This window comes from Pseudomonas sp. D47 (genome assembly GCF_045447305.1).
GTDB lineage: Bacteria > Pseudomonadota > Gammaproteobacteria > Pseudomonadales > Pseudomonadaceae > Aquipseudomonas.
This window is the reverse complement of record NZ_JBJGXU010000052.1, coordinates 33358-41498: the sequence shown is the minus strand read 5'-3', so window position 1 is coordinate 41498 and position 8141 is coordinate 33358. Positions and strand designations below refer to the sequence as shown.

Genomic DNA, 8141 nt, shown 5'->3' with positions numbered 1-8141 from the left:
CCTGGGCCATGAACTGACCTTTGGCACCAGCGCGTTTCGCCGGGTGATCGACAAACGCGAAGCGGTCAACGAATACATCGGCAGCGGCAACATCAACGAAGACGCACCGACTTTCAAGCCTACCGATAAACCGCTGAACGACAGCCACCGCAACCTCGACAGCCGCCAGTACGGACTGTTCGTCACTGACCGCATTCGTTTCAACGAACAATGGCAAACCATCCTCGGTGGTCGCGAGGTACGCCTGGATGAAAAAGCCTTCGATGTGAATGGCAACGAAAATCGCCACACGCAGCAATACGTATTCTTGCCGCAAGCCTCGCTGATCTATAAGCCAGTGGAAAACATCTCGCTGTACACCAGCTACAGCAAGGGCCTGTCACTGGGCGGTACGGCGCCGTGGTTCGCCACCCATAAAGGCGACACCCTTGCCCCAACCGTCTCACGCCAAATCGAAGCCGGCGTGAAATACGACTGGCGCCGCATCAGCTTCGCCGCCGCCGTGTTCCAGACGCGCCAGGCCTATCAATACGCCAAGCCCGAAGGTATCGAGTTCACCTACGTGCAACAGGGCCAGCAAAAGAACACCGGGATTGAATTGTCGGCCAACGGCTGGGCCACCGACCGCCTGCAAATCGCAACCAGCGTGGCGGCGATTCGCGCGCGGGTGAACGGCAGCGGCACGCCGGATTACGAAGGCCATCAGGCGATCAACGTGCCCAAACTGCGCGCCAGCGTGTACGCCGACTACGCCCTGCCGTGGGTGAACGGGTTGGCCGTGCTCGGCGGCGTGCAATACAGCGCCAAGAAGTCCGCCAACCGCACCGGCAATGTTGAGGTCGGGGATTACGCGGTGGTCAATGTCGGCAGTCGCTACACCACCAAACTCGATGGCTATGAGACGGTGTTTCGCCTGAGCGTCGACAACCTGTTCGACAAGCGCTACTGGCGCGACGCGGGCGAATACATGGGCGATGACTACCTGTTCCAGGGCGCGCCGTTGACCGCACGCCTGAGCGCCACGGTCAACTTCTGAACACACGCGGCGCTGCCAGCCACAGCGCGGCCAGACCACAGATCAACAGGCTCCAACCCAGATCCTGGGCCCAGGCTACCAAGCTGAGCCCGGCACCGATCAGCAGGTAATACATCAAGCCAAACAGCGCAGCGGCGGTGCCCAGCCGGTCGCGATAGGCGACCAACGCGGCCCCCAACACATTGGGAATCGCCATGCCGAACGCCAACACCACCAGCAACATCGGCCCTACGAATAACCAGCTGTGCTGCAGCAGCAGTACCAACAAACCACCCAGCACCGCGATAGCTGCAGCGGTCAGCACCAACTGCTCACCGTTCATGCCGCGCTTGAGCAAGCGCGTGTTCAGCCACGCGCCAAGCCCTGACCCCAGCGCCAGTAGCACGCCGCTGTAGCCGAACTCGGCGGCAGACAACCCCTGTCGCGCGAAGATAAACGGGCCCACGCTGTAATAGCCGAACAGTGCAATATTGAACGCCGCCACCAAGCCGACCGAACGCCATATTCCCGCGTCCCTGAGCATCAGGCCCAAGGTCTGGGGCAGCGATGCCGTCGGTAACGATGCAGGCCGCGTCTCGGGCAAGGCCCACAAGCACCAACCCCACAGCGCCAGTGCAAGCAGCAGCAAACCGGTGAGCACGCCGCGATAGCCAAAGTACTGCACCAGCGTCGCGCCACTGAACAAACCCAGTGCCGGGCTGGCAGCCAGGGCAATGCCCATCAGCGAAAACACCTGGGCCAGTTCGGCGCCATGGTAGCGGTCGCGCAACAGCGTCTGCGTGACGACCGAACCCACGGCCGCGCCAAACGCCGCCAAGGCCTGGGCCAGCAGCAAAGCGTTGAACGTGGTCATTTTCAAGGCCAGCGCCGAGGCGCCAACGTACAGCGCCAACCCGGCCAACATCACCGGCCGCCGCCCCCAGCGATCACACAGCCGGCCCCACACCACGACGCCAAAGGCGAACGCCAGGAAGTACACCGACAGTGTCTGCCCTGCCCGTTCAGGCCCGACCGCAAAGGCCCGGCCGATGTCACCCAGGGCCGGGCTATACAGCGTTTGGGCCAGTTGCGGAAACATCAGCAACGCCATCGCCAGCACCAGCAGGTTTTTAACGTTCATCACCCACTCACTCCCATTTAACAGTGCAAGGAGTGTAAGGACTGGCGACTGGGGTATTATCCAAACTTCGACAGCTTATCCATCGAATCGGACAACCTATGGCCTGGCTCTCCGCCACCGCATCTTTCGATCCCGACCGCTTGACGGCCCCGGTCATCGGCATCGCCGCACTGCTTGGCGACCATGACTCCGGTCTGCACCGGCACCAGCGTGGGCAACTGTTGTTCACTCAGCAAGGCTGCACCCGTATCACCCTGGACAACCAACTTTGCCTGCTGCCGCCTACGCGCGCGGCGTGGATACCCTGCGGCGTACCCCATCGCGCGGTGATGCACAAAACCGTGGATTACCGTTCGGTGTATGTGAGCCCGGCGTTGGCCGAGCAATTGCCGAAACAGGTACGGGTGATCGAGGTGAGCGCCTTGTTGCGCGCGGTGCTGGAACCGATGGCGATGGCGCCCTTCGAGACCGACTGGCAGGCCGGCCGGTACGCCCATTTGTTGGGGCTGTGCCTGGACGAAATCCAGGCTGCTACCGAGCAACCGATGCTCCTGCCCTTGCCGCAGGACAAACGCCTGGCACCGTTGCTGGTCGATCTCCAAACGCTGCCGCCCACCCTGCAAGAGCTGGAAAAGCAGATTGGCGCCAGCGCCAAGACCATCGGCCGGATTTTCCTGCGGGAAACCGGCCTGGGGTATCAGCAATGGCGCCAACAGTGGCGTTTGATGCGGGTCATCGAACTGCTTGCGAGCGGCCGGAGCCTGGGCTACTGCGCTTTCGAGTTGGGCTTTGCCAGTGACAGCGCGTTGATCGCTTTCTTCAAGGGCATGACCGGCACCACGCCACGCGGGTATTTCAAGTCACGCTGAGGGCTCACTTGGGCATCTTGCGAAAGCCCACGGCCAGGCGGTTCCAGCTGTTGATGGTGGCGATGGCCACACTCAGGTCGGCTACTAGGCCGCCGTGCTCTCGCTTTTGATCTTGATCTGAGCCGCCCCGTTAAACCACGACGGCCGAACGCAGGCTTGAATCCGAGTGGTGGGGCAAAGACTTTTTGGTTGCTTTTGTGTCTTTACAAAAGTGACCCGCCGTAAGGCCGGAACCCTAAGCCGCTGCTACCGCAGCAACGGATATGTACCCAATCACTCCGGCAAAGGAATCACCCGCAACCGCCGCACCGACTTATACGAAAAACTCGAATAAATCTCCTTAACACAAGGCAACGTCTGCAACACCTCCCGCGCAAACTCCCCAAACGACTCCAGATCCCGAGCCACCACCTCAAGCAAAAAATCATACCGCCCCGACACGTTATGGCACGCCACAATCTCAGGAATCTCCAACAGCCGCTGCTCAAACGCCCGAGCAATTTCCCGCGTATGACTGTCCATCATGATACTGACAAACGCCGTCACCCCATACCCCAACGCCTTGGGCGACAGGATCGCCTGATACCCACTGATCACCCCACTCTCCTCCAGGCTCCGCACCCGGCGCCAACACGGTGAGGTGGTCAGGGCCACCCGGTCAGCCAACTCCGCCACGGTCAGACGGGCATTGCCTTGCAACGCGTTCAAAAGAGCCTTGTCAGTGCGATCAAGATTGACGGGCATATCTTGCCTCTACTCATTATTTTTATGGACGTTCCATCCCTTAACGCGGGAAATATCGGCAAACTTTGCAACTTTCTTCCTTGGTTATGAGCATAGCATTATAGGAAATAAGGAGCGCCCGACATGAACAATAAACATAATGCATTCGGCTTTTCCACCCGCGCCATCCACCACGGCTATGACCCCAAAGACCACCACGGCGCCCTCGTTCCGCCGATCTACCTGTCCGCCACCTTCGCCTTCCCCACCGCCGAATACGGCGCCGCCTGTTTTGCCGGCGAAGCCAGCGGCCACTTCTATACACGCATCTCTAACCCAACCCTGGCCCTGCTGGAAACGCGCATGGCCGCCCTGGAAAACGGGGAGGCCGCCGTGGCCTTCAGCTCCGGCATGGGCGCGATTGCCGCGACGTTCTGGACCCTGCTGCGCCCTGGCGATGAAGTGATCGTCAGCCAGACCCTCTACGGTTGCACCTTCGCCCTGCTGCACCATGGCATTGGCGAGTTCGGCATCAAGGTGCGCCATGTCGACCTCACCGACCTGGCCGCCTTACGTGCGGCGCTCTCCCCCGCCACCCGCATGATCTACTGCGAAACCCCGGCCAACCCCAACCTGCGTCTGGTGGACATTGCCGCCGTGGCCGAACTTGCGCACCAGCAACCGAATGTCACGGTGGTAGTCGACAACACCTACTGCACGCCTTACCTGCAACGCCCTCTGGAACTGGGTGCCGACGTGGTGGTGCACTCAGCCACCAAGTACCTCAGCGGCCACGGCGATATCACTGCGGGTATCGCCGTGAGCGGCCAGGCCCTGGCGCAACGCATCCGCCTGCAAGGGCTCAAGGACCTGACCGGCGCGGTGATGTCGCCACAGGATGCGTCCTTGCTGATGCGCGGGCTCAAGACGTTGGCGCTGCGCATGGATCGCCATTGCAGCAATGCCCAGGCAGTGGCCGAAGCTTTGCAGGCGCACCCGGCCGTGCAGTGGGTGACCTACCCCGGGCTGCGTTCTTTCCCACAGTACGAACTGGCGGCGCGGCAGATGAAGCAGTCCGGCGGCATGATCGCCTTCGAACTCAAGGGCGGGATTGAGACCGGGCGGCGCTTCATGAATGCCCTCAAGCTGTTCACCCGCGCGGTGAGCCTGGGCGATGCCGAGTCACTGGCCCAGCACCCGGCGAGCATGACCCATTCCACCTACACCCCGGAAGAACGCGCGCAACACGGTATCAGTGAAGGCCTGGTGCGATTGTCGGTGGGGCTGGAAGACATCGCCGACCTGCTGGCGGATGTGCAGCAGGCGCTGGCCAAGTGCACCCGCGCCGCCCCGCGTCAGGCGATGATAGAAGAGCACGCAGTAAAATAAGGCCTACATGCCAAGTAATACTTTCCCACACACGGTGAGTCGGACAGGTCCGACCATCGTTATGCGTTTTTAATCTGATTTTTCCAGATTGGATCCCCCTCAGCTCGCAATGCTGTACTAGCATAGGTCTCGGCGGGGGGATTATCACCGTAGGTTATTCACCCTGGTTACCTTATTAAACCCCGTCGCTATAAGGCTGAATACCTGCACTCGAAACTCATGGAAGAACTGATGAACTCACACCTGTTCCCACATATAGGCAAGGTCATCGCCAGCACCGGCAGTCGCCACTTCCCACGTATGCTGCATGACCTCATCCTTACCCAACTGGCAGTGGACGCTACCCATATCACGCAGCTGCGGGTGGGTGCCGAAGGCCATACCCGCCGCCGGATCAGCCCGGTCTACACCGATTCGGTAGTGGCCTTAGGCGCAGAACAACCGGCAGCCCAACTGCACCTCACGCGCCGCAAGGACGATGTAAGCTACGTGTTGTCGGTGTACCGCTCGCACCAGTCGGAAAGTTTTTCGCCGCAAGAACGCAGCATGCTGCAGGACTTCTCCACGCTGCTGCTGCCGATGGTGGAAAAACACATCACCGCGATCCAGCCGTGCCGCCAGAACAACGACCCGGCAATGCCGGAAAACCAGGGCATCGAAACCCTGCGCCGACGCATTGAAGAACGCCTGGTGCAATCGGGGCTGACCTTGTCCAACCGCGAGCTCGAGGTGTGCGTTGGTCTGCTAGCCGGGCGCACTGCACCGGAGTTGGCGGAGCAACTGACGCTGAAGGTCAACACCATCGAGAGTTACCTCAAGCGCGCCGCAATCAAGCTGGGGATCAGTGGGCGGCATTCGTTATTGCGGTGGATGTATGCGACTGAGGAAGGAACGGTCACAATCCTCTGAATCACCAAAAAACCCTGTGGGAGCGGGCTTGCTCGCGAATGCGGTGTGTCAGCGCCAAATGTACTGCTGACCCACCGCTTTCGCGAGCAAGCCCGCTCCCACATTTGATCTCCAGTGTCAGTGATACCTGATCCAGTCAGTCCCGTGCCAACGCCTCAATCGGGTCCAGCAGCGCCGCATTCCTGGCCGGCACAAAGCCAAACACAATGCCGATCAGGGTCGAGCAGGCAAACGCGGTCACGATCGAGCCTAAGGAAAACACCATCTCCCACTCCTTCACAAACAACGAAAACAGATAGCCGATCGCAAAGGACAACGAGATCCCGATCATCCCGCCGATCAAGCACACCATCACCGCCTCCACCAAAAACTGCTGGCGGATATCCGACTGACGCGCCCCCACCGCCATGCGAATGCCGATCTCGCGGGTACGCTCGGTGACCGACACCAGCATGATGTTCATCACCCCGATGCCGCCCACCAACAACGAGATCACCGCGATCAGCGACAACAGCAGCGCCAGCGAGCGGCTGGTTTTCTGCACCGTCTGCATGATGCTGTCGAGGTTATTGGTGAAAAAATCCTTGGTGCCATGGCGTTGCAGCATGAGCTTATTGACGTTTTCTTCCACCACCTTGCTCGGCTGGCCGTCCTTGATACGCACGGTGATGCTGTCCAGATGGCGCTGGCCCAGAAGGCGTCCGGCCGCGGTTTCGTAAGGCACCCACACGTTCAGCGCCTTGCTGGCGGCGAACATGTTCTTATTGTCGGCCGTCACACCAATCACCGTGCACGGCAGGTTGCCGACCAGGATCACCTGGCCCAACGGGTCCACATTCGGCCCGAACAGGCGATGCCGGGTGTTGTGGTCGATCACCACCACCTGCGCCTGGCGCCGCGCGTCGTTTTCGCTGAAGGCAATCCCGGCTTCCAGCTTCAGCCCTTTGACTTTGAAGTAGCGGTCGCTGACACCATTGACCTGTGCATCCAGGTCGATATTGCCAAAACGCAGCAGCAGGTTACGCCCCACCACCGGCGTGGCACTGTCGACGTAATACAGCTGATTCAATGCCTCCACATCCGACGGCATCAGCGTCTCGATGGCTGACGCGCGGCTGTCACCAAAACTGGTACCGGAAAAGATGTCGATGGTGTTGCTGCCGATGGCCTGGATGTCCTTGAGCACATAACGCTTGGCACCTTCGCCGATGGCCGAGATCGACACCACCGAGGTGATACCGATGACGATACCGAGCATGGTCAGCAAGGTGCGCATGCGATGGGAAATCAGCGCGACCCAGGCCATGTTGAACGCTTCCTTGAACAAACCCAGGCTCGCCACCAACCGTCGGGCGCCGCTGCGCCGGGTCTCGATGGGCGCCTCAGTGGGCGCGTCCAGCCCGACACGGTCATTGGCCTTGTCGCTGACAATCTCGCCGTCACACACCTCGACAATGCGCTGGGCATTCGCCGCGACCTTCGGGTCGTGGGTCACAATAATCACCGTGTGCCCGGCGGCGTGCAGCTCGGCTAGGATGCGCATCACCTCCTTGCCGCTGTGGGTGTCGAGGGCACCGGTGGGCTCGTCGGCGAGGATCACCTCACCGCCGTTCATCAACGCGCGGGCAATACTCACCCGCTGTTGCTGCCCACCGGACAACTGGCTCGGCCGGTGACTGGTGTGCCCCGCCAGGCCCAGGCGCGTGAGCAAATCGCGTGCGCGGCTGTGGCGTTGCGTCTCGGGAGTACCGGCGTAAATCGCCGGCATTTCCACGTTGTGCAAAGCACTCAGGTGCGCGAGCAAGTGGTAGCGCTGGAAGATAAAGCCGAAGTAATCGCGGCGCAGTTCCGCCAGTTGCTCATCGCCCAGCGAGAGAGTTTCGATGCCATTGATCTTGTAGCTGCCGGCAGTGGCGTAATCCAGGCCGCCAAGGATGTTCATCAGCGTCGATTTACCCGAGCCGGAAGCGCCGATAATCGCGAGCATTTCCCCGGCGTGAATGGTCAGGTCGATACCCTTGAGCGCAATGAACTCGCGCTCGCCGGCCATGAAACTGCGGGTGATGCCCTTGAGTTCCAACAGTGGCTGGGTCAT

At 60.8% G+C, this 8141-nt stretch carries 7 protein-coding genes and 1 pseudogene; 4 read left to right on the top strand and 4 right to left on the bottom strand.

Annotated features, from left to right (window positions below):
- On the top strand, positions 1–1036 hold a 1036-nt coding region (locus ACI77I_RS24860; RefSeq protein ID WP_406998814.1), incomplete at its 5' end, for a TonB-dependent siderophore receptor.
- Here ACI77I_RS24860 and ACI77I_RS24855 read toward each other — a convergent pair.
- Positions 1026–2156 (bottom strand): MFS transporter, encoded by a 1131-nt coding sequence (locus tag ACI77I_RS24855; RefSeq protein WP_094952729.1) that lies wholly within the window; start codon positions 2154–2156, stop codon positions 1026–1028. The two genes, ACI77I_RS24860 and ACI77I_RS24855, sit on opposite strands and share 11 nt — an antisense overlap.
- Positions 2157–2254: 98 nt before the next feature.
- Here ACI77I_RS24855 and ACI77I_RS24850 point away from each other — a divergent pair, with 98 nt between their 5' ends.
- A complete protein-coding gene (locus ACI77I_RS24850) occupies positions 2255–3025 on the top strand; it encodes a helix-turn-helix domain-containing protein (RefSeq protein WP_242155738.1) in 771 nt (256 codons plus the stop codon).
- A 4-nt stretch (positions 3026–3029) separates the two neighbouring features.
- On the opposite strand, the pseudogene ACI77I_RS24845 reads toward ACI77I_RS24850, so the two are convergent.
- Both ACI77I_RS24845 and ACI77I_RS24840 read right to left on the bottom strand, forming a co-directional pair.
- A pseudogene (locus ACI77I_RS24845) lies at positions 3030–3104 on the bottom strand (carboxymuconolactone decarboxylase family protein); the annotation flags it as partial.
- A gap of 194 nt (positions 3105–3298) precedes the next feature.
- Positions 3299–3769 carry an Lrp/AsnC family transcriptional regulator gene (locus ACI77I_RS24840; RefSeq protein WP_094952731.1) on the bottom strand — a complete coding sequence of 157 codons (471 nt, stop codon included), beginning with the start codon at positions 3767–3769 and terminating at the stop codon, positions 3299–3301.
- Positions 3770–3892: 123 nt separating this feature from the next.
- Here ACI77I_RS24840 and ACI77I_RS24835 point away from each other — a divergent pair, with 123 nt between their 5' ends.
- Entirely contained in the window at positions 3893–5137 is a 1245-nt protein-coding gene (locus tag ACI77I_RS24835; protein ID WP_406998811.1) for a methionine gamma-lyase, read from the top strand.
- 231 nt (positions 5138–5368) lie between these two features.
- Entirely contained in the window at positions 5369–6046 is a 678-nt protein-coding gene (locus ACI77I_RS24830; protein ID WP_094952733.1) for a response regulator transcription factor, read from the top strand.
- Between the two features lie 136 nt (positions 6047–6182).
- Here ACI77I_RS24830 and ACI77I_RS24825 read toward each other — a convergent pair whose 3' ends face one another.
- Entirely contained in the window at positions 6183–8141 is a 1959-nt protein-coding gene (locus tag ACI77I_RS24825; protein WP_406998809.1) for a MacB family efflux pump subunit, read from the bottom strand.